Raw genomic sequence first — 18,687 nt, 5'->3', positions numbered from 1 at the left:
CGTGTCCTTAGTTAATATTTCTCTGTGGGCAAAGATAGCGAGGGGAAAAATCGAAAAATAATGTTTTTTTTTGTTCTGAGCTATAGGGGTTCTCTATGAGATTAACGCTTCTTTCACATTCTTATATTTTTATATTAAACACTCGTGCCTTATTTTTACTTGCAGTGAAGGGATAATACATAAACAACGAAGAGGAAGAGAAGGAAAGCGGAATGATTCTTCTTTATGGTGTGGGGCAGGGCGGGGTCAAGGCCTGACAATCAGCGAATCAATATTTTTTTTTGTGCGTGAGATCGCAATTTCCGCCGCGATAAAATTAAAAAGCCCGGTCAAATGACCGGGCCCGAAGGTTAATTCATAAACGCCGGCAGCTTGCGTTCATAGTCGGAAATCGCCTCTCCGTGCTGCAGCGTCAGGCCGATGCTATCCAGGCCGTTGAGCATGCAGTGGCGGCGGAAGTCGTCGATCTTAAAGCTGTAGGTTTTATCCCCGGCTTTAACCACCTGCGCTTCCAGATCCACTTCAAACGTCATGCCCGGGTTGGCCTGCACCAGCTTGAACAGCTCGTCGACCTGCTCGTCGCTCAGGGTCACCGGCAGCAGCTGGTTATTGAAGCTGTTGCCGTAAAAGATATCGGCAAAGCTTGGCGCAATCACGACCTTAAAGCCGTAATCGGTCAATGCCCACGGCGCGTGCTCGCGCGAGGAGCCGCAGCCGAAGTTTTCACGTGCCAGCAGGATTGACGCCCCTTTGTATTGCGGGAAATTCAGCACAAAATCCGGGTTCGGCTGCTGGCCTTTATCGTCGAGAAAGCGCCAGTCGTTAAACAGGTGGGCGCCGAAGCCGGTGCGAGTCACTTTCTGCAAAAACTGCTTGGGAATAATCGCGTCGGTATCGACGTTTGCAGCATCCAGCGGAACCACCAGGCCGGTATGTTGGGTAAATTTCTCTGCCATGATGGTCTCCTTACTTCAGATTACGGATATCGGCGAAATGACCGGTAACAGCTGCCGCTGCGGCCATTGCCGGGCTCACCAGGTGCGTGCGTCCGCCGCGGCCCTGACGGCCTTCAAAATTACGGTTGCTGGTGGAGGCACAGCGCTCGCCCGGATTCAGGCGGTCATTGTTCATTGCCAGACACATCGAGCAACCCGGTAAGCGCCACTCAAAGCCGGCTTCGATGAAGATCTTATCCAGGCCTTCCGCTTCCGCCTGCGCTTTCACCGGACCGGAACCCGGCACCACCAGCGCCTGGACACCCGGCGCCACTTTACGCCCTTTAGCGATTTCCGCCGCGGCGCGTAAATCTTCGATTCGCGAGTTGGTGCAGGAGCCGATAAACACTTTATCGATAGCCACATCCGTCAGCGGGATCCCGGATTTCAGGCCCATGTAGGCCAGCGCTTTTTCGGCGCTGGCGCGTTCCACTGGATCGCTGAATGACGCCGGATCGGGGATATTATCCGTCACTGAGATCACCTGGCCCGGGTTGGTGCCCCAGGTCACCTGCGGGGCAATCTCCGCCGCCTGCAGCGTCACCACGGTATCAAACGTCGCGCCATCGTCGGTTTTCAGGGTTTTCCAGTACGCGACGGCATCGTCAAAATCTTTGCCTTTCGGCGCATGCAGACGGCCGCGTACGTAATTGAAGGTGGTTTCGTCCGGCGCGACCAGGCCCGCTTTGGCGCCCATCTCGATCGCCATGTTGCACAGGGTCATACGCCCTTCCATGCTCAGATCGCGGATCGCTTCGCCGCAGAACTCAACCACATGGCCGGTGCCGCCGGCGCTACCGGTTTTACCAATGATGGCCAGCACGATATCTTTAGCGGTAATACCCGGCGCCGCTTTGCCTTGCACGTCGATTTTCATGGTCTTCGCGCGGCCCTGTTTCAGGGTCTGGGTCGCCAGCACATGCTCCACTTCGGAGGTGCCGATACCGAACGCCAGCGCCCCGAACGCGCCGTGGGTGGCGGTATGGGAGTCACCGCAAACAATGGTCATCCCCGGCAGGGTGACGCCCTGCTCCGGGCCCATGACGTGGACGATACCCTGGTATGGGTGATTTAAGTCATACAGCTCAACGCCAAACTCTTTACAGTTCTTAATCAGCTCCTGCATCTGGATGCGGGCCATCTCGCCGGACGCGTTGATATCTTTGGTCTGCGTCGAGACGTTGTGATCCATGGTCGCGAAGGTTTTACCCGGCTGGCGCACCTGGCGGCCATGCGCGCGCAGGCCGTCAAACGCCTGCGGGGAGGTCACTTCGTGCACCAGATGGCGGTCGATGTACAGCAGCGGGGTTTCGTTCTGCGCCTCATACACTACGTGCGCATCAAATAATTTTTCGTATAACGTCTTCGCCATGATTACACCCCTTCTGCGACATAGCGGGCAATGATATCGCCCATTTCATCAGTACTGACCGCCGCCGTTCCGCGCGCCAGGTCGCCGGTACGAACCCCTTCCTCTAAAGCACGGTTGATGGCGCTTTCAATGGCGGTCGCCGCTTCGTCAGCGTCGAGGCTGTAGCGCAGCAGCAGGGCCAGAGAGAGGATCTGCGCGATCGGGTTAGCGATATTTTTGCCCGCGATGTCCGGCGCCGAGCCGCCCGCTGGTTCATACAGGCCAAAACCTTGCTCGTTGAGGCTGGCGGACGGCAACATGCCCATAGAGCCGGTGATCATCGCGCACTCGTCGGAGAGGATGTCGCCAAACAGGTTGGAGCACAGCAGCACGTCGAACTGGGACGGATCTTTAATCAGTTGCATGGTGGCGTTATCGATATACATATGCGCCAGCTCAACGTCCGGATACTCCTTGCCGATCTCGGTGACGATTTCGCGCCACAGAATGGACGACTGCAGGACGTTGGCCTTATCGATGGAGGTCACTTTGTGACGACGCTTACGAGCGGATTCAAAAGCGATGCGCGCGATACGTTCGATTTCAAAGCGGTGATACACCTCGGTATCAAAGGCTTTCTCATGCTGACCGCTGCCTTCGCGGCCTTTTGGCTGGCCGAAGTAGATGCCGCCGGTCAGTTCGCGAACGCAGAGAATGTCGAAGCCGTTGGCAGCGATGTCGGCGCGCAGCGGGCAGAACTCCTCCAGCCCCTGGTACAGTTTGGCCGGACGCAGATTGCTGAACAGTTTGAAGTGTTTACGCAGCGGCAGCAGCGCACCGCGCTCTGGCTGCTCGGCGGGCGGCAGGTGTTCCCATTTCGGACCACCGACGGAGCCGAACAGGATCGCATCCGCCTGTTCGCATCCGGCGACGGTCGCCTGCGGCAGGGGAGTCCCCTGACGGTCAATAGCCGCCCCACCGACGTCATACTGGCTGGTGGTAATGTGCATGGCAAAACGTTGGCGCACGGCTTCCAGTACTTTCATCGCCTGGTTCATCACTTCCGGGCCAATGCCATCACCCGGCAAAACGGCAATATGGTAATTCTTCGACATTACACGGTTTCCTTATTGTTCTCTTTATTCTGAGCTTTGCGTTGCAATTCTTTTTCGACTTCGGCGGCGCGCCAGATGTTGTTCAGCACGTGAACCATGGCTTTTGCTGACGACTCAACGATATCTGTGGCCAGACCAACACCGTGGAAACGGCGGCCGTTGTAGTCAACGACGATATCCACCTGGCCCAGGGCGTCTTTGCCGTGGCCTTTCGCACTTAAGCCATACTTCACTAAATCAATGTTGTAGTTTGTCACGCGGTTAATAGCCTGGTAGATGGCGTCGACCGGACCGTTGCCATTAGCGGCTTCGGTTTTGATTTCATCCCCGCAGACCAGCTTGATTGAAGCAGTGGCGATATCGCTGGAGCCAGACTGGACGCTGAAGTAGTCCAGGCGGAAATGCTCCGGCTCTTCCTGCTGCTTGTTGATAAACGCCAGCGCTTCCAGATCGTAATCGAAGACCTGGCCTTTTTTGTCCGCCAGCTTCAGGAACGCGTCGTACAGATGATCCAGGTTGTAATCGCTCTCCTGGTAACCCATCTCTTCCATCCGGTGTTTCACCGCCGCGCGACCGGAGCGGGAAGTCAGGTTCAGCTGTACCTGGTTCAGGCCGATGGATTCCGGAGTCATGATTTCGTAGTTTTCGCGGTTCTTCAGTACGCCGTCCTGGTGGATGCCGGAGGAGTGGGCGAAGGCACCGGTGCCGACGATGGCTTTGTTGGCCGGGATAGGCATATTGCAGATCTGGCTGACGGTCTGGCTGGTGCGCCAGATTTCATGATGATTAATGTTGGTGTGCACGTTCATGATGTCTTTGCGCACTTTGATCGCCATGATCACTTCTTCCAGCGCGCAGTTGCCAGCGCGTTCGCCGATACCGTTCATCGCGCCTTCTACCTGGCGCGCACCGGCGTGGACCGCGGCGAGGGCGTTACCGACGGCGATGCCCAGGTCATCATGGGTGTGGACGGAAATAATCGCTTTGTCGATATTCGGCACGCGATCATACAGGCCGCTGATAATGTTGGCGTATTCGAACGGCATGGTGTAGCCGACGGTGTCCGGGATATTAATGGTGGTGGCGCCAGCGTTGATCGCCGCTTCCACGACGCGAGCCAGATCGGCAATCGGCGTGCGGCCGGCGTCTTCACAGGAGAATTCGACATCGTCAGTGTAGTTGCGCGCCCGCTTCACCATATAGATCGCGCGCTCAATCACTTCATCCAGCGTGCTGCGCAGTTTGGTGGCGATATGCATCGGCGAGGTCGCAATAAAGGTATGGATGCGGAAAGCTTCAGCCACCTTTAAGGATTCTGCTGCCACATCGATATCTTTCTCAACGCAGCGCGCCAGAGCGCAAACACGGCTGTTTTTGATGGTGCGTGCGATGCTTTGCACCGATTCAAAATCGCCCGGGGAAGAGACCGGGAAACCGACTTCCATTACGTCGACCCCCATACGCTCAAGGGCCAGAGCGATCTGCAGCTTCTCTTTGACACTCAGGCTTGCCTGTAACGCTTGTTCGCCATCACGTAAGGTCGTATCGAAAATAATGACTTGCTGGCTCATGGTTTGGATCCTTAGTCTGTGTCCTGGCGCCTTGTTGACGAGCATAAAAAAACCCGCGCCAAGGCGCGGGTTTTATAGTCTTGCTGGAAGATGACTTAACGCTGAACGTCGCCCAACAGCCTACCGCGCAAATGGCATGCGTTTAGTAGTAGTAGGCTGGTGATACGAGCGGTGCGAATCATTGCGTCAAACTCCAGATGAAATCGTTATGCTTTTAGAGTTACTGGATAGCCGTTTTAAAGTCAACCCCTGGCACGGAAAAAGCGTTATTGGCTCACGATGTGAATTAGCAAATTGTGCTGATGTAAGCCCTGTTTTGCCGAAGATCCTATTTTGGACAAAGGGAGGCGCGTCCTCAATTGTTTCATTTGAAAAAGTGCTTTGCATTCAACGCATCGGCCACGATGAACCGTGAACGAGGCGGCAAAAAAAGCTATCTGAATGAAAATATTATATTTATTTTCCTTATGAATGTATTTGCTCATTAGCGGATTATTTTTCAATGATAAGCAGTTGTTAATTTTATGAGGTTAAAAATAAAATACTTTATTATTGCTTAAGTTACAGTTAACTAGTGGTGTTGTTTTTATTTTTACGGATTATGGTTACACTCACCATCATTAAGTAACCGGTATGGTTTGAGCGGTTCATTTTCCTGGTAGTCCCGCTTTTTCACTGCCACTCATAGCCTTGATATATTCCTAAAAATCTCCTTTGCTATTTTGCAAATGTCATTTGCATGATAAATGATATTTTCGACGCTAATTATAGCGGTTTAGTAAAGGGAATTCATCGTGACGGCGGAATTAGATATGTTAATTGACACTCCAGAATATAAATCAGCCCCCGGACAGGAAGTCGTTAAACCTCAACTACGGATGGTTGATCTCAATCTGCTCACCGTTTTTGATGCGGTTATGCAAGAGCAGAATATCACCCGTGCCGCCCATACGCTCGGCATGTCTCAACCCGCGGTGAGTAACGCGGTTTCACGTCTGAAAGTGATGTTTAATGATGAGCTGTTTGTGCGCTATGGCCGCGGTATTCAGCCGACGGCGCGGGCCTATCAGCTTTTTGGTTCTGTGCGCCAGGCGCTGCAGCTGGTCCAAAACGAATTGCCGGGCTCCGGTTTTGAACCGCTAAGCAGTGAGCGCGTTTTCCATCTGTGCGTCTGCAGCCCGCTGGATAACATCCTGACGTCGGTTATTTTTAATAAAGTTGCGGAGATCGCACCCAATATTCATTTGGTTTTTAAATCCGCGCTGAATCAAAATACGGAACATCAGTTACGTTATCAGGAAACGGAATTTGTGATCGGTTATGAAGAGTTCCGTCGCCCTGAGTTTGCCTGCGTCCCGTTATTCAAAGACGAAATGGTTTTGGTGGCCAGTCGCAACCACCCCCGTATTTCCGGGCCGGTGATGGAGGCGGATATTTATCGTGAGGAGCATGCTACGGTGGCTCTCGATCGGTATGCCTCATTCAGTTTACCGTGGTATGACACGGCCGATAAACAGGCGCGTATCGCCTATCAGGGTAATGCGATGGTCAGCGTATTAAACGTGGTATCGCAAACTCAGATGGTGGCGATTGCCCCGCGCTGGCTGGCCAATGAGTTTGCCGATAAATTAGCCCTGCAAATATTACCTTTGCCGTTGAAGGTTAACAGCCGGACCTGCTATCTCTCGTGGCATGAAGCGGCTGGCCGCGATAAAGGCCATCAGTGGATGGAAGAGCTGCTGGTGGATATTTGCAAGCGCTGAGCCGATGGCAACGAGGGTAAAAGGAGCTTCGGCTCCTTTTTTTATATGATGTAAATTCGATAATGCAGAATTTTGTTCTGTTTGACCTGTTCGAGGCATTCGTTTGGTTCGTGAAAAATGGATCAATTCCTGCTATCACGCCTTTTCTCCGAGTATTTACCATTCCCTTTTCTTATCTCTGAAGCAATCCACCATATTTTCACTTCTCCGCTTTCTTTTCTTCTTATTACGGGGATAACACATCCCCTGCGGCGAATTGCCTGCCTGCTGGCGAGCAGTTATGGTAGTGGCATGCAGTCCATTCACCTCAGTGCGGAGGGTCTCTCCTCCGCATCGTGCGAGCGCGCGGAAATTGAGTTCCGCTGTCGTAAAACAATAAGCCTGGAGGCAAACCATGGAGATGTTGTCAGGAGCCGAGATGGTCGTCCAATCGCTTGTCGATCAGGGCGTCAAGCAAGTATTCGGCTATCCCGGAGGCGCAGTCCTCGATATCTATGATGCGTTACATACCCTTGGCGGTATCGATCATGTGCTGGTTCGCCACGAGCAGGCGGCAGTGCATATGGCGGATGGCCTGGCGCGGGCGACCGGCGAGGTTGGCGTCGTGCTGGTCACCTCTGGACCAGGGGCGACGAACGCCATCACCGGTATCGCGACGGCCTATATGGATTCCATTCCGCTGGTGATCCTCTCCGGGCAGGTGGCGACATCGCTGATCGGCTACGATGCCTTCCAGGAGTGCGACATGGTGGGGATTTCCCGTCCGGTGGTGAAGCACAGTTTCCTGGTGAAGCAGACCGAAGATATTCCCGGTGTCCTGAAGAAAGCCTTCTGGCTGGCGGCCAGCGGTCGCCCCGGACCGGTGGTGGTCGATCTACCGAAAGATATTCTCAATCCGGCGAAAAAGCTGCCGTACGCCTGGCCGGAGGCGGTGAGTATGCGTTCGTATAACCCGACCACCAGCGGTCATAAGGGACAGATTAAACGCGCCCTGCAGACCCTGGTGGCGGCGAGTAAGCCGGTCGTTTACGTCGGCGGCGGGGCGATCAATGCGCATTGCGAACCCCAGCTGCGTGAACTGGTGGAAAAGCTGAAGCTGCCGGTTGCTTCCTCTCTGATGGGGCTTGGCGCTTTCCCGGCGACGCACCCGCAGGCGCTGGGGATGCTAGGTATGCACGGCACCTATGAAGCCAACATGACCATGCACCATTCGGACGTCATTTTCGCCGTCGGCGTCCGCTTTGACGATCGGACCACCAACAATCTGGCCAAGTACTGTCCGAACGCGACGGTGCTGCATATTGATATCGATCCGACCTCGATCTCGAAAACCGTGCCGGCAGATGTGCCGATCGTCGGCGATGCCCGGCTGGTACTGGAGCAGATGCTGGAGCTACTGGACCAGGAAGAGACGCAGCAGCCGCTGGACGACATTCGCGACTGGTGGCAACAGATCGAGCAGTGGCGTGCCCGCCATTGTCTGCGCTACGACGACCAGAGCGATAAAATCAAACCGCAGGCGGTGATTGAAACTATCTGGCGGTTGACCCAGGGCGATGCCTACGTCACTTCCGATGTGGGCCAGCACCAGATGTTCGCCGCCCTTTATTACCCCTTCGACAAACCACGGCGCTGGATTAACTCCGGTGGTCTCGGCACCATGGGCTTTGGCCTACCGGCTGCGCTGGGGGTCAAAATGGCTCTGCCGGACGAAATGGTGGTCTGCGTGACCGGTGACGGCAGTATCCAGATGAACATTCAGGAACTCTCTACTGCGCTGCAGTATGAGTTACCGGTCCTGGTGCTTAACCTCAACAACCGCTATCTCGGGATGGTGAAGCAGTGGCAGGATATGCTCTATTCCGGGCGCCACTCCCAGTCCTATATGGAATCGCTGCCGGACTTTGTGCGTCTGGCGGAAGCCTATGGTCACGTCGGGATCCGCATCAGCGAGCCGCAGGAGCTGGAGTCAAAGCTTGCTGAAGCGCTGGAGCAGGTGCGTCAGCGCCGGCTGGTGTTTGTCGATGTCACCGTCGACGGCAGTGAGCATGTGTACCCCATGCAGATCCGCGGCGGCGGCATGGATGAGATGTGGTTGAGCAAAACGGAGAGGACCTGATTATGCGCCGGATATTATCGGTATTACTGGAAAACGAATCGGGCGCATTGTCCCGCGTTATCGGCCTCTTTTCCCAGCGCGGCTATAATATAGAAAGCCTGACTGTGGCGCCGACGGACGACCCTACGCTCTCCAGAATGACCATCCAGACCGTGGGCGATGAAAAAGCGATCGAGCAGATTGAAAAGCAGCTGCACAAGCTGGTGGATGTGCTGCGAGTCAGCGAATTGGGGCAGGGGGCCCATGTCGAACGCGAAATCATGCTGGTGAAGGTTCAGGCCAGCGGCTATGGCCGTGAAGAAGTGAAACGCAACACCGAAATCTTTCGCGGACAGATTATCGATGTGACGCCTTCTATCTATACCGTTCAGCTCGCCGGAACCAGTGATAAGCTTGATGCTTTCCTGGCTTCGCTGCGCGATGTCGCTCGGATCGTAGAAGTGGCTCGCTCCGGTGTGGTCGGCCTGTCTCGCGGTGATAAAATCATGCGCTGAGGATCGGGAACTGATGCAAAAATAGCCCGGCAGCGACTGTCGGGCTTTTTTTTTGCGAAATCAGTAGGAACTGTAAGCGAAAGCGGTTGCTGCGCTAACTATTCTGCGCTTAGATGTTATAAAAAGGGTTCCATACCTGAATAATGGTTATGTTTGGCACTTCTTACCCAAGGGGCAATTGTGAAACTGGATGAAATCGCCCGGCTGGCCGGTGTTTCAAGAACCACCGCGAGCTATGTGATTAATGGCAAAGCGAAGCAGTACCGCGTAAGCGATAAAACGGTCGAAAAGGTGATGGCTGTGGTGCGGGAGCATAACTATCATCCGAATGCGGTCGCCGCTGGCCTGCGTGCAGGACGCACACGATCTATCGGTCTGGTGATCCCGGATCTCGAAAATACCAGCTATACCCGCATTGCAAATTATCTCGAACGTCAGGCGCGTCAGCGTGGCTATCAGCTGCTGATTGCCTGTTCTGAGGATCAACCCGATAACGAGATGCGCTGCATTGAGCATCTGCTGCAGCGCCAGGTGGACGCTATCATTGTCTCTACCTCGCTGCCGCCGGAGCACCCTTTCTATCAACGCTGGGCTAACGATCCGTTTCCGATTGTCGCGCTTGACCGCGCCCTTGACCGCGAGCATTTCACCAGTGTGGTCGGCGCTGATCAGGATGACGCTGAAATGCTCGCTGCCGAGCTGCGGACCTTCCCTGGCGAAACGGTACTTTATCTCGGCGCGCTGCCGGAACTGTCGGTGAGCTTCCTGCGCGAGCAGGGCTTCCGCAAAGCCTGGCAGGACGATCCGCGCGAGGTGCATTATCTCTATGCCAACAGCTATGAGCGCGAAGCGGCGGCTCAGCTGTTTGAGAAATGGCTTGAAACCCATCCGATGCCTCAGGCGCTGTTTACTACCTCTTTCCCGTTGCTGCAGGGCGTGATGGATGTGACGCTGCGCCGTGAGGGCAAACTGCCCTCCGAGCTGGCGATCGCCACCTTCGGCGATAATGAGCTGCTCGATTTTCTGCAGTGCCCGGTGCTGGCGGTGGCTCAGCGCCATCGCGATGTCGCTGAGCGGGTGCTGGAGATCGTCCTCGCCAGCCTCGATGAACCGCGCAAGCCAAAGCCGGGCCTGAGCCGTATTCGCCGTAATCTCTATCGTCGCGGTAGCCTGAATCGCCGCTAAGCGCGCAATATCGCCAGAGCCCAGGAATATTCCTGGCGGGCCTGCCGGAAAGCAGGCCTTTGGCGATTAATCAGGCAATTGACGTCCAAAATGCAAAACTGAATATATTTCAGACAAATCCCTAAACTTCTTTACGTGTTATTTTGTTTAATTCGCTGGCAATCGTTTTGTTACTCAAAACGGGACACAAAAAATGATTGCGCAGGCTTTAATTGTATTATTTTGTTACATTCACCAGGTTAATTGCTGAATTAACACTCATTTTGTACGCCCCAGCCTTTCTCTTCTGCCCTATCCCGCGTCTGGTCCGCCCCTCAGCCAGCAACAGGTACTGTTAACGACCGGCATAATGGCCTAAAATGCCGCTCGCGTCGCAAACTGACACTTTATATTTTCCCGCCGAAGATATTTTGTTGTTTATAACTGTTACGAGTTTGTTGGTTATTTTCTTACACGTATTCATAACGTTAATTTGCCTCGCCTGTTGATGATTTTTTCATCAGGGCTAATGTCGGCTGTAAATAATGGGTTTTTGAGCTCTGTTGGCATCCGTGCTGGCTTGACAAGCTTTTCCTCCGCTCCGTAAACTCCTTCTGGTGGGAATTTGTGGGATAAAGTGGCGAAAAGGGGTGAGGCTGGCATGTTCCGTGGAGCAACGTTGGTCAATCTCGACAGCAAAGGCCGCCTGGCCGTGCCAACGCGCTATCGCGATGGGCTGATCGAGGACGCTGCCGGTCAATTGGTATGCACCATTGACATTCATCACCCGTGCCTGCTGCTTTATCCATTGCCTGAATGGGAAATCATCGAGCAGAAATTGTCGCGTTTATCGAGCATGAATCCCGTTGAGCGGCGCGTACAGCGTTTGCTTCTGGGTCATGCCAGCGAATGTCAGATGGATAATGCCGGACGATTGCTCATCGCGCCGGTGTTACGGCAGCATGCCGGGCTGACAAAAGAAGTGATGCTGGTCGGGCAGTTTAATAAGTTTGAACTGTGGGATGAAACGACCTGGTATCAACGGGTCAAGGAAGATATCGACGCTGAGCAGTCCGCGACCGGTGAACTGTCGGAGCGCCTGCAGGATTTGTCCTTATAAAAATGATGGAAAATTATAAACATACTACGGTACTTCTGGATGAAGCCGTCAACGGCCTCAATATTCGTCCAGACGGTATCTATATTGATGGTACTTTTGGCCGCGGTGGTCACTCGCGCCTGATCCTCTCCCGGCTGGGAGCGGAAGGACGCTTGCTGGCAATCGATCGCGATCCACAGGCGATTGCCGTCGCGAAAACCATCGATGATCCCCGCTTTTCCATCGTACATGGTCCTTTTTCACAGCTCGCTGACTACGTCGACGAGCGTAATCTTACCGGTAAGATCGACGGTATTCTGCTCGATCTCGGCGTCTCTTCCCCGCAGCTTGACGATGCGGAACGCGGCTTTTCCTTTATGCGCGACGGGCCGCTGGACATGCGCATGGATCCGACGCGCGGTCAGTCCGCGGCCGAGTGGCTGCAGACGGCAGAAGAAGCCGATATCGCCTGGGTGATTAAAACCTTCGGCGAAGAGCGTTTCGGTAAACGTATCGCCCGCGCGATCGTCGAACGTAACCGTATTGAACCGATGACCCGCACCAAAGAGCTGGCGGAGGTCATTGCTGCGGCGATGCCGGTAAAAGATAAGCATAAACATCCCGCGACCCGTACCTTCCAGGCGGTGCGCATATGGGTAAACAGTGAACTGGAGGAGATAGAGCAGGCGCTAAAAAGCTCGCTCAGCGTGCTGGCCCCAGGTGGGCGGCTATCGATCATTAGTTTTCATTCGCTGGAAGATCGCATTGTGAAGCGCTTTATGCGTGAACAAAGCCGCGGTCCGCAGGTTCCGGCGGGAATACCGATGACCGAAGCGCAGCTCAAAAAACTGGGCGGCCGTGAGTTACGAGCACTAGGCAAGTTGATGCCGGGCGAAGAAGAGGTGGCAGAGAATCCACGTGCCCGTAGTTCAGTGCTGCGTATTGCAGAGAGGACGAACGCATGATCGGCAGAGTGACAGAGGCCTTAAGCAAGGTTAAAGGGTCGATTGGAAGCAACGAGCGCCATGCTTTGCCTGGCGTGATCGGGGACGACCTTCTGCGGTTTGGGAAACTGCCACTCTGCCTGTTCATTTGCATCATTATTACGGCGATTACCGTGGTCACCACCGCGCACCATACGCGCCTGCTGACCGCGCAGCGTGAACAACTGGTTCTGGAACGCGACGCCCTGGATATCGAGTGGCGCAACCTGATCCTCGAAGAGAACGCGCTCGGCGATCACAGTCGGGTTGAGCGGATCGCGACCGAGAAGTTGCAGATGCAACACGTCGATCCATCACAAGAAAATATCGTTGTACAGAAATAAGGATTATTGCGACGGATGAAAGCAGCGCCAAAAACGCCAAAAGCAAAGCGTCAGGAAGAACAGGCCAACTTTATCAGTTGGCGTTTTGCGTTGCTGTGCGGCTGTATTCTGCTGGCGCTGACTTTCCTGCTGGGTCGTGTCGCCTGGCTCCAGGTGGTCAGCCCCGACATGCTGGTGCGTCAGGGCGATATGCGCTCGCTGCGCGTCCAGGAAGTGTCTACCGCGCGCGGGATGATTACCGACCGCTCCGGGCGGCCGCTGGCGGTCAGCGTACCGGTGAAGGCTATCTGGGCCGATCCGAAGGAGCTGCATGATGCTGGCGGGGTCACCCTGGATACGCGCTGGAAGGCGCTGGCGGACGCCCTCAATATGCCGCTGGATCAGCTGGCAACGCGCATCAATACCAATCCGCGGATGCGTTTTATCTATCTGGCGCGTCAGGTAAACCCTGACATGGCCGACTACATCAAAAAGCTAAAGCTGCCGGGCATTCATCTGCGTGAAGAGTCCCGTCGTTATTACCCTTCCGGAGAAGTGACTGCTCACCTCATTGGCTTTACCAACGTCGACAGCCAGGGGATTGAAGGGGTCGAAAAAAGCTTTGATAAATGGCTTACCGGCCAGCCTGGCGAGCGTATCGTGCGTAAAGACCGCTATGGCCGGGTCATTGAAGATATCTCTTCTACCGACAGCCAGGCGGCGCACAACCTGGCGCTGAGCATCGACGAACGTCTGCAGGCGCTGGTCTATCGCGAGCTGAACAACGCCGTGGCCTTTAACAAAGCCGAGTCGGGCAGCGCCGTGTTAGTGGACGTTAACACCGGGGAAGTGCTGGCGATGGCCAACAGCCCCTCCTATAACCCGAACAACTTCGCCGGTACGGCGAAAGACACCATGCGTAACCGCGCCATCACCGACGTATTCGAACCGGGTTCGACGGTGAAACCGATGGTGGTGATGACGGCGCTGCAGCGCGGCATCGTCAACGAAAATACCGTGCTGAATACCATTCCCTATCGAATTAACGGCCACGAAATCAAAGACGTGGCGCGTTATAGCGAATTGACCCTGACCGGGGTGCTACAGAAGTCGAGTAACGTCGGTGTTTCTAAGCTGGCGTTAGCGATGCCGTCCTCAGCGTTAGTAGATACTTACTCACGTTTTGGGCTTGGAAAGGCGACCAATTTGGGGTTGGTCGGAGAACGCAGTGGCTTATATCCTCAAAAACAACGGTGGTCTGACATAGAGAGGGCCACCTTTTCTTTCGGCTACGGGCTAATGGTAACCCCGTTACAGTTAGCGCGAGTCTACGCAACGATTGGCAGCTATGGCATCTATCGCCCGCTGTCAATTACCAAGGTTGATCCACCGGTTCCGGGCGAGCGCGTCTTCCCGGAATCACTCGTTCGTACCGTCGTTCATATGATGGAAAGCGTGGCGCTGCCCGGCGGCGGCGGCGTGAAAGCGGCGATCAAAGGCTATCGCATCGCGATTAAAACCGGTACGGCGAAAAAAGTGGGGCCGGATGGCCGCTATATCAACAAATATATTGCTTACACCGCAGGCGTTGCGCCCGCCAGCCATCCGCGCTTCGCGCTGGTGGTGGTGATCAACGACCCGCAGGCAGGTAAATACTACGGTGGCGCCGTTTCCGCGCCGGTCTTCGGTGCCATCATGGGCGGCGTATTGCGCACCATGAACATCGAGCCGGATGCGCTGGCAACGGGCGAAAAAAGTGAATTTGTAATTAATCAAGGCGAGGGAACAGGTGGCAGATCGTAATTTGCGCGACCTACTCGCTCCGTGGGTGCCAAACGCACCGGAGCGCATTCTGCGAGAGATGACGCTGGACAGCCGGGTGGCTGCTTCCGGCGATCTCTTTATCGCGGTACAGGGTCATCAGGCGGACGGGCGTCGTTATATCCCGCAGGCGATAGCGCAAGGTGTGGCTGCCATTATTGCTGAAGCGCAGGGCGAGGCTGAAGACGGTGAGATCCGTGAAATGCACGGCGTGCCGGTTATTTACCTGAGCCAGCTTAACGAACGCTTATCGGCGCTGGCCGGGCGTTTTTATCATCAGCCGTCGCAGCAGCTGCGTCTGGTGGGCGTCACCGGTACTAACGGTAAAACGACCACCACTCAACTGCTGGCGCAGTGGGCGAAGCTGCTCGGCGAAACCAGCGCAGTGATGGGGACCGTTGGCAACGGCCTGCTGGATAAAGTCGTGCCGACCGAAAATACCACCGGTTCTGCGGTAGACGTTCAGCATGTGCTCTCCAGTCTGGTCGGGCAGGGGGCAACCTTCGGCGCGATGGAAGTCTCTTCCCACGGTCTGGTGCAACACCGCGTGGCGGCGCTGCAGTTTGCCGCCTCGGTGTTTACCAATCTGAGCCGCGACCACCTCGACTACCATGGCGACATGGAGCACTACGAAGCGGCGAAATGGCTGCTGTACTCGACCCACCATTGCGGCCAGGCCATCGTCAACGCTGACGATGAAGTGGGGCGTCGCTGGCTGGCGAAGCTGCCGGATGCGGTGGCGGTGTCGATGGAAGATCATATCAATCCGAACTGCCACGGCCGCTGGCTGAAGGCCACCGCGGTCAACTATCACGACAGCGGCGCGACCATTCAGTTTGACTCCAGCTGGGGCAACGGTGAAATCGAAAGCCGCCTGATGGGCGCCTTTAACGTCAGCAACCTGCTGCTGGCGCTGGCGACGCTGCTGGCGCTGGGCTATCCGCTGGCCGATCTGCTGAAAACCGCAGCGCGTTTACAGCCGGTATGCGGCCGTATGGAAGTGTTCAGCGCGCCCGGTAAACCGGCCGTGGTGGTGGATTACGCCCATACGCCTGACGCGCTGGAAAAAGCGCTGCAGGCCGCGCGCCTGCACTGCAGCGGCAAGCTGTGGTGCGTTTTCGGCTGCGGCGGCGACCGTGACAAAGGCAAGCGTCCGCTGATGGGCGCTATCGCTGAAGAATTTGCCGACATCGTGGTGGTCACTGATGACAACCCGCGCACCGAAGAGCCGCGGGCGATTATCAACGATATTCTGGCCGGCATGCTCGATGCGGGTCATGCGAAGGTGATGGAAGGCCGCGCGGAAGCGGTCACCAACGCCGTGATGCAGGCGAAAGAGAACGACGTGGTGCTGGTGGCGGGTAAAGGCCATGAAGATTACCAGATCGTCGGCAATCGCCGTCTGGATTATTCCGACCGCGTCACCGTCGCGCGTCTGCTGGGAGCGGTAGCATGATTCGCTTTACGTTAAGCCAGCTCGCCGCGATCGCCCATGGCGAACGGCAGGGTAGCGACATCGCTATCGACGAGGTGACCTCCGATACCCGTAAAGTGACGGCGGGCTGCCTGTTTGTGGCGCTGAAAGGCGAGCGTTTCGATGCTCATGATTTTGCCGAACAGGCGAAAGCAGCTGGCGCCGGCGCGCTGCTGGTGAGCCGTCCGCTGGCCTGCGATCTCCCGCAGGTGATCGTGAAAGATACCCGCCAGGCTTTCGGCGAGTTAGCCGCCTGGGTGCGTCAGCAGGTATCGACCCGCGTCGTCGCCCTGACCGGCTCGTCCGGTAAAACCTCGGTCAAAGAGATGACCGCGGCGATCCTTAGCCAGTGCGGCAACACACTGTATACCGCTGGCAACCTGAACAACGATATCGGTGTACCGATGACGCTGCTGCGACTGACTAAAGAGCATCAGTACGCGGTGATCGAACTCGGCGCCAACCACCAGGGCGAAATCGCCTGGACCGTCAGCCTGACGCGTCCGGAAGCCGCGCTGGTCAACAACCTTGCTGCGGCGCACCTCGAAGGTTTCGGCTCGCTGGCGGGCGTGGCGAAGGCGAAGGGCGAAATCTATACCGGTCTGCCGGAAAACGGCATCGCCATTCTCAATGCTGATAACAACGACTGGCTGAACTGGCAGGCGGTGATTGGCGATCGCAAAGTGTGGCGCTTCTCACCGAATGCGGCCAACAGCGACTTCACGGCGACCAACGTGCAGATCACCAGCCACGGTACCGAATTTACGCTGCAGACCCCAACCGGCAACGTTGACGTCCTGCTGCCGCTGCCGGGACGCCATAACATCGCTAACGCGCTGGCGGCGACCTCGCTGGCGATGGCGGTAGGCGCCGATCTGGCGGCGGTAAAAGCCGGTCTGGCGCAGCTGAAGGCCGTTCCGGGGCGTCTGTTCCCGATCCGGCTGACGGAGAGCCAGCTGCTGCTGGATGACTCCTACAACGCCAACGTTGGTTCGATGACCGCGGCAGTGCAGGTACTGTCAGAGATGCCCGGCTTCCGGGCGATGGTGGTCGGCGATATGGCGGAGCTTGGCGCGGAAAGCGCGGCCTGCCATCGCGAAGTCGGCGAGGCAGCGAAAGCGGCGGGGCTGGATTGCGTCCTCAGCGTCGGCACCTTGAGCGCGGATATCAGCCGCGCCAGCGGCGTGGGCGAACATTTTAATGATAAAGCCGCAGTAGTGGCTCGCCTGCGCGAGCTGCTGGCGGAGCACAAGATAATGACCATTTTAGTGAAGGGTTCACGTAGTGCCGCCATGGAAGAGGTAGTACGCGCATTACAGGAGACTGGGACATGTTAGTATGGCTGGCCGAACATTTGGTCAAATATTATTCCGGCTTTAACGTCTTTTCTTATCTGACGTTTCGCGCCATCGTCAGCCTGCTGACCGCGCTGTTCATCTCGTTGTGGATGGGCCCGCGCATGATCGCCCGTCTGCAAAAACTCTCCTTCGGCCAGGTCGTACGTAACGACGGTCCGGAGTCCCACTTCAGCAAACGCGGCACGCCGACCATGGGGGGGATCATGATCCTCACCGCGATCACCGTGTCGGTGCTGCTGTGGGCTTACCCCTCCAACCCGTACGTCTGGTGCGTACTGACGGTATTAATCGGCTACGGCATCATCGGCTTCGTTGATGACTACCGTAAAGTGGTGCGCAAAGACACCAAAGGCCTGATCGCCCGCTGGAAATACTTCTGGATGTCGGTGATTGCCCTTGGGGTAGCCTTTGCCCTGTATCTGGCCGGGAAAGACACCCCGGCGACCGAGCTGGTGGTGCCATTCTTTAAAGACGTGATGCCGCAGCTGGGCCTGCTCTATATCCTGCTGGCTTACTTCGTTATCGTCGGTACCGGCAACGCCGTCAACCTGACCGATGGCCTCGACGGCCTGGCGATTATGCCGACCGTCTTCGTCGCTGCCGGCTTTGCGCTGGTGGCATGGGCTACCGGCAACATGAACTTCGCCAACTACCTGCACATTCCCTATCTGCGCCATGCTGGCGAGCTGGTGATCGTCTGTACGGCGATTGTCGGCGCGGGTCTGGGCTTCCTGTGGTTTAACACCTATCCGGCGCAGGTCTTTATGGGCGACGTCGGTTCGCTGGCGCTTGGCGGCGCGCTGGGCATTATCGCCGTGCTGCTGCGTCAGGAATTCCTGCTGGTGATTATGGGCGGCGTTTTCGTCGTGGAGACTCTGTCGGTGATCCTGCAGGTTGGCTCCTTTAAGCTGCGCGGTCAGCGCATCTTCCGTATGGCGCCGATTCACCATCACTATGAACTGAAGGGCTGGCCGGAGCCGCGCGTTATCGTGCGCTTCTGGATTATTTCGCTGATGCTGGTGCTGATTGGCCTGGCGACGCTGAAGGTACGTTAATC

General features: G+C 56.0%; 16 protein-coding genes. 11 read left to right on the top strand and 5 right to left on the bottom strand.

The window, feature by feature from the left end; genetic code table 11:
- Window positions 1-350: 350 nt before the first annotated feature.
- From leuD to leuL, 5 genes are all read right to left on the bottom strand, one after another.
- The gene (gene leuD, locus HMPREF3096_RS14065; protein WP_008807446.1) at window positions 351-956 is read right to left on the bottom strand and encodes a 3-isopropylmalate dehydratase small subunit; all 606 of its coding nucleotides are present in this window, start codon (window positions 954-956) and stop codon (window positions 351-353) included.
- 10 nt (window positions 957-966) lie between these two features.
- Window positions 967-2,367, bottom strand: a complete 1,401-nt coding sequence (leuC, locus tag HMPREF3096_RS14060; RefSeq protein ID WP_008807445.1) for a 3-isopropylmalate dehydratase large subunit — start codon at window positions 2,365-2,367, stop codon at window positions 967-969.
- Window positions 2,368-2,369: 2 nt separating this feature from the next.
- Window positions 2,370-3,461 carry a 3-isopropylmalate dehydrogenase gene (gene leuB, locus HMPREF3096_RS14055; RefSeq protein WP_008807444.1) on the bottom strand — a complete coding sequence of 364 codons (1,092 nt, stop codon included), beginning with the start codon at window positions 3,459-3,461 and terminating at the stop codon, window positions 2,370-2,372.
- Window positions 3,461-5,032 (bottom strand): 2-isopropylmalate synthase, encoded by a 1,572-nt coding sequence (gene leuA, locus HMPREF3096_RS14050; protein ID WP_008807443.1) that lies wholly within the window; start codon window positions 5,030-5,032, stop codon window positions 3,461-3,463. Before leuA ends, leuB begins: the two co-directional genes overlap by 1 nt.
- A 95-nt stretch (window positions 5,033-5,127) precedes the next feature.
- Window positions 5,128-5,214, bottom strand: a complete 87-nt coding sequence (gene leuL, locus HMPREF3096_RS29310) for a leu operon leader peptide (protein WP_004222662.1) — start codon at window positions 5,212-5,214, stop codon at window positions 5,128-5,130.
- Window positions 5,215-5,826: 612 nt separating this feature from the next.
- Here leuL and leuO point away from each other — a divergent pair.
- From leuO to mraY, 11 genes are all read left to right on the top strand, one after another.
- Entirely contained in the window at window positions 5,827-6,795 is a 969-nt protein-coding gene (leuO, locus tag HMPREF3096_RS14045; protein ID WP_072121929.1) for a transcriptional regulator LeuO, read from the top strand.
- 394 nt (window positions 6,796-7,189) lie between these two features.
- Window positions 7,190-8,914, top strand: a complete 1,725-nt coding sequence (gene ilvI / locus HMPREF3096_RS14040) for an acetolactate synthase 3 large subunit (protein ID WP_008807441.1) — start codon at window positions 7,190-7,192, stop codon at window positions 8,912-8,914.
- 2 nt (window positions 8,915-8,916) lie between these two features.
- Entirely contained in the window at window positions 8,917-9,408 is a 492-nt protein-coding gene (gene ilvN / locus HMPREF3096_RS14035) for an acetolactate synthase small subunit (protein ID WP_002888536.1), read from the top strand.
- A 180-nt stretch (window positions 9,409-9,588) separates the two neighbouring features.
- On the top strand, window positions 9,589-10,593 hold the full coding sequence (gene cra, locus HMPREF3096_RS14030; RefSeq protein WP_004145952.1) for a catabolite repressor/activator: 1,005 nt from the start codon (window positions 9,589-9,591) through the stop codon (window positions 10,591-10,593).
- 640 nt (window positions 10,594-11,233) lie between these two features.
- Window positions 11,234-11,692: a division/cell wall cluster transcriptional repressor MraZ gene (mraZ, locus tag HMPREF3096_RS14025; RefSeq protein WP_012542858.1), complete on the top strand. Its 459-nt coding sequence runs from the start codon at window positions 11,234-11,236 to the stop codon at window positions 11,690-11,692.
- Window positions 11,693-11,694: 2 nt separating this feature from the next.
- Window positions 11,695-12,636, top strand: coding sequence for a 16S rRNA (cytosine(1402)-N(4))-methyltransferase RsmH (gene rsmH, locus HMPREF3096_RS14020; RefSeq protein WP_008807438.1), 942 nt, complete (start codon window positions 11,695-11,697; stop codon window positions 12,634-12,636).
- Window positions 12,633-12,998, top strand: coding sequence for a cell division protein FtsL (gene ftsL / locus HMPREF3096_RS14015; RefSeq protein WP_002888550.1), 366 nt, complete (start codon window positions 12,633-12,635; stop codon window positions 12,996-12,998). The genes rsmH and ftsL overlap by 4 nt, the downstream gene beginning before the upstream one ends.
- A gap of 15 nt (window positions 12,999-13,013) precedes the next feature.
- Complete coding sequence (locus HMPREF3096_RS14010; RefSeq protein WP_008807437.1) at window positions 13,014-14,780, top strand: peptidoglycan glycosyltransferase FtsI; 1,767 nt, start codon at window positions 13,014-13,016, stop codon at window positions 14,778-14,780.
- Window positions 14,767-16,254 (top strand): UDP-N-acetylmuramoyl-L-alanyl-D-glutamate--2,6-diaminopimelate ligase, encoded by a 1,488-nt coding sequence (murE, locus tag HMPREF3096_RS14005; RefSeq protein WP_008807436.1) that lies wholly within the window; start codon window positions 14,767-14,769, stop codon window positions 16,252-16,254. The genes HMPREF3096_RS14010 and murE overlap by 14 nt, the downstream gene beginning before the upstream one ends.
- Window positions 16,251-17,609, top strand: coding sequence for a UDP-N-acetylmuramoyl-tripeptide--D-alanyl-D-alanine ligase (gene murF, locus HMPREF3096_RS14000; protein ID WP_032731615.1), 1,359 nt, complete (start codon window positions 16,251-16,253; stop codon window positions 17,607-17,609). Before murE ends, murF begins: the two co-directional genes overlap by 4 nt.
- Complete coding sequence (gene mraY / locus HMPREF3096_RS13995; RefSeq protein ID WP_008807434.1) at window positions 17,603-18,685, top strand: phospho-N-acetylmuramoyl-pentapeptide-transferase; 1,083 nt, start codon at window positions 17,603-17,605, stop codon at window positions 18,683-18,685. The genes murF and mraY overlap by 7 nt, the downstream gene beginning before the upstream one ends.
- The last annotated feature ends 2 nt before the right edge of the window (window positions 18,686-18,687 follow it).

Origin of the sequence: Klebsiella sp. HMSC25G12 (genome assembly GCF_001807705.1) — a bacterium.
Lineage (GTDB): Bacteria > Pseudomonadota > Gammaproteobacteria > Enterobacterales > Enterobacteriaceae > Klebsiella > Klebsiella variicola.
The sequence above is the reverse complement of the archived record's forward strand: the minus strand, read 5'-3'. Positions and strand labels throughout refer to the sequence as shown.

Bases quoted from the DNA above. Each gene is read 5' to 3' on its own strand.
- leuD (WP_008807446.1), bottom strand. From the start codon at position 956: ATGGCAGAGAAATTTACCCAACATACCGGCCTGGTGGTTCCGCTGGAT.
- leuC (WP_008807445.1), bottom strand. From the start codon at position 2,367: ATGGCGAAGACGTTATACGAAAAATTATTTGATGCGCACGTAGTGTAT.
- leuB (WP_008807444.1), bottom strand. From the start codon at position 3,461: ATGTCGAAGAATTACCATATTGCCGTTTTGCCGGGTGATGGCATTGGC.
- leuA (WP_008807443.1), bottom strand. From the start codon at position 5,032: ATGAGCCAGCAAGTCATTATTTTCGATACGACCTTACGTGATGGCGAA.
- leuL (WP_004222662.1), bottom strand. From the start codon at position 5,214: ATGATTCGCACCGCTCGTATCACCAGCCTACTACTACTAAACGCATGC.
- ilvI (WP_008807441.1), top strand. From the start codon at position 7,190: ATGGAGATGTTGTCAGGAGCCGAGATGGTCGTCCAATCGCTTGTCGAT.
- ilvN (WP_002888536.1), top strand. From the start codon at position 8,917: ATGCGCCGGATATTATCGGTATTACTGGAAAACGAATCGGGCGCATTG.
- mraZ (WP_012542858.1), top strand. From the start codon at position 11,234: ATGTTCCGTGGAGCAACGTTGGTCAATCTCGACAGCAAAGGCCGCCTG.
- rsmH (WP_008807438.1), top strand. From the start codon at position 11,695: ATGATGGAAAATTATAAACATACTACGGTACTTCTGGATGAAGCCGTC.
- ftsL (WP_002888550.1), top strand. From the start codon at position 12,633: ATGATCGGCAGAGTGACAGAGGCCTTAAGCAAGGTTAAAGGGTCGATT.
- HMPREF3096_RS14010 (WP_008807437.1), top strand. From the start codon at position 13,014: ATGAAAGCAGCGCCAAAAACGCCAAAAGCAAAGCGTCAGGAAGAACAG.
- murF (WP_032731615.1), top strand. From the start codon at position 16,251: ATGATTCGCTTTACGTTAAGCCAGCTCGCCGCGATCGCCCATGGCGAA.
- mraY (WP_008807434.1), top strand. From the start codon at position 17,603: ATGTTAGTATGGCTGGCCGAACATTTGGTCAAATATTATTCCGGCTTT.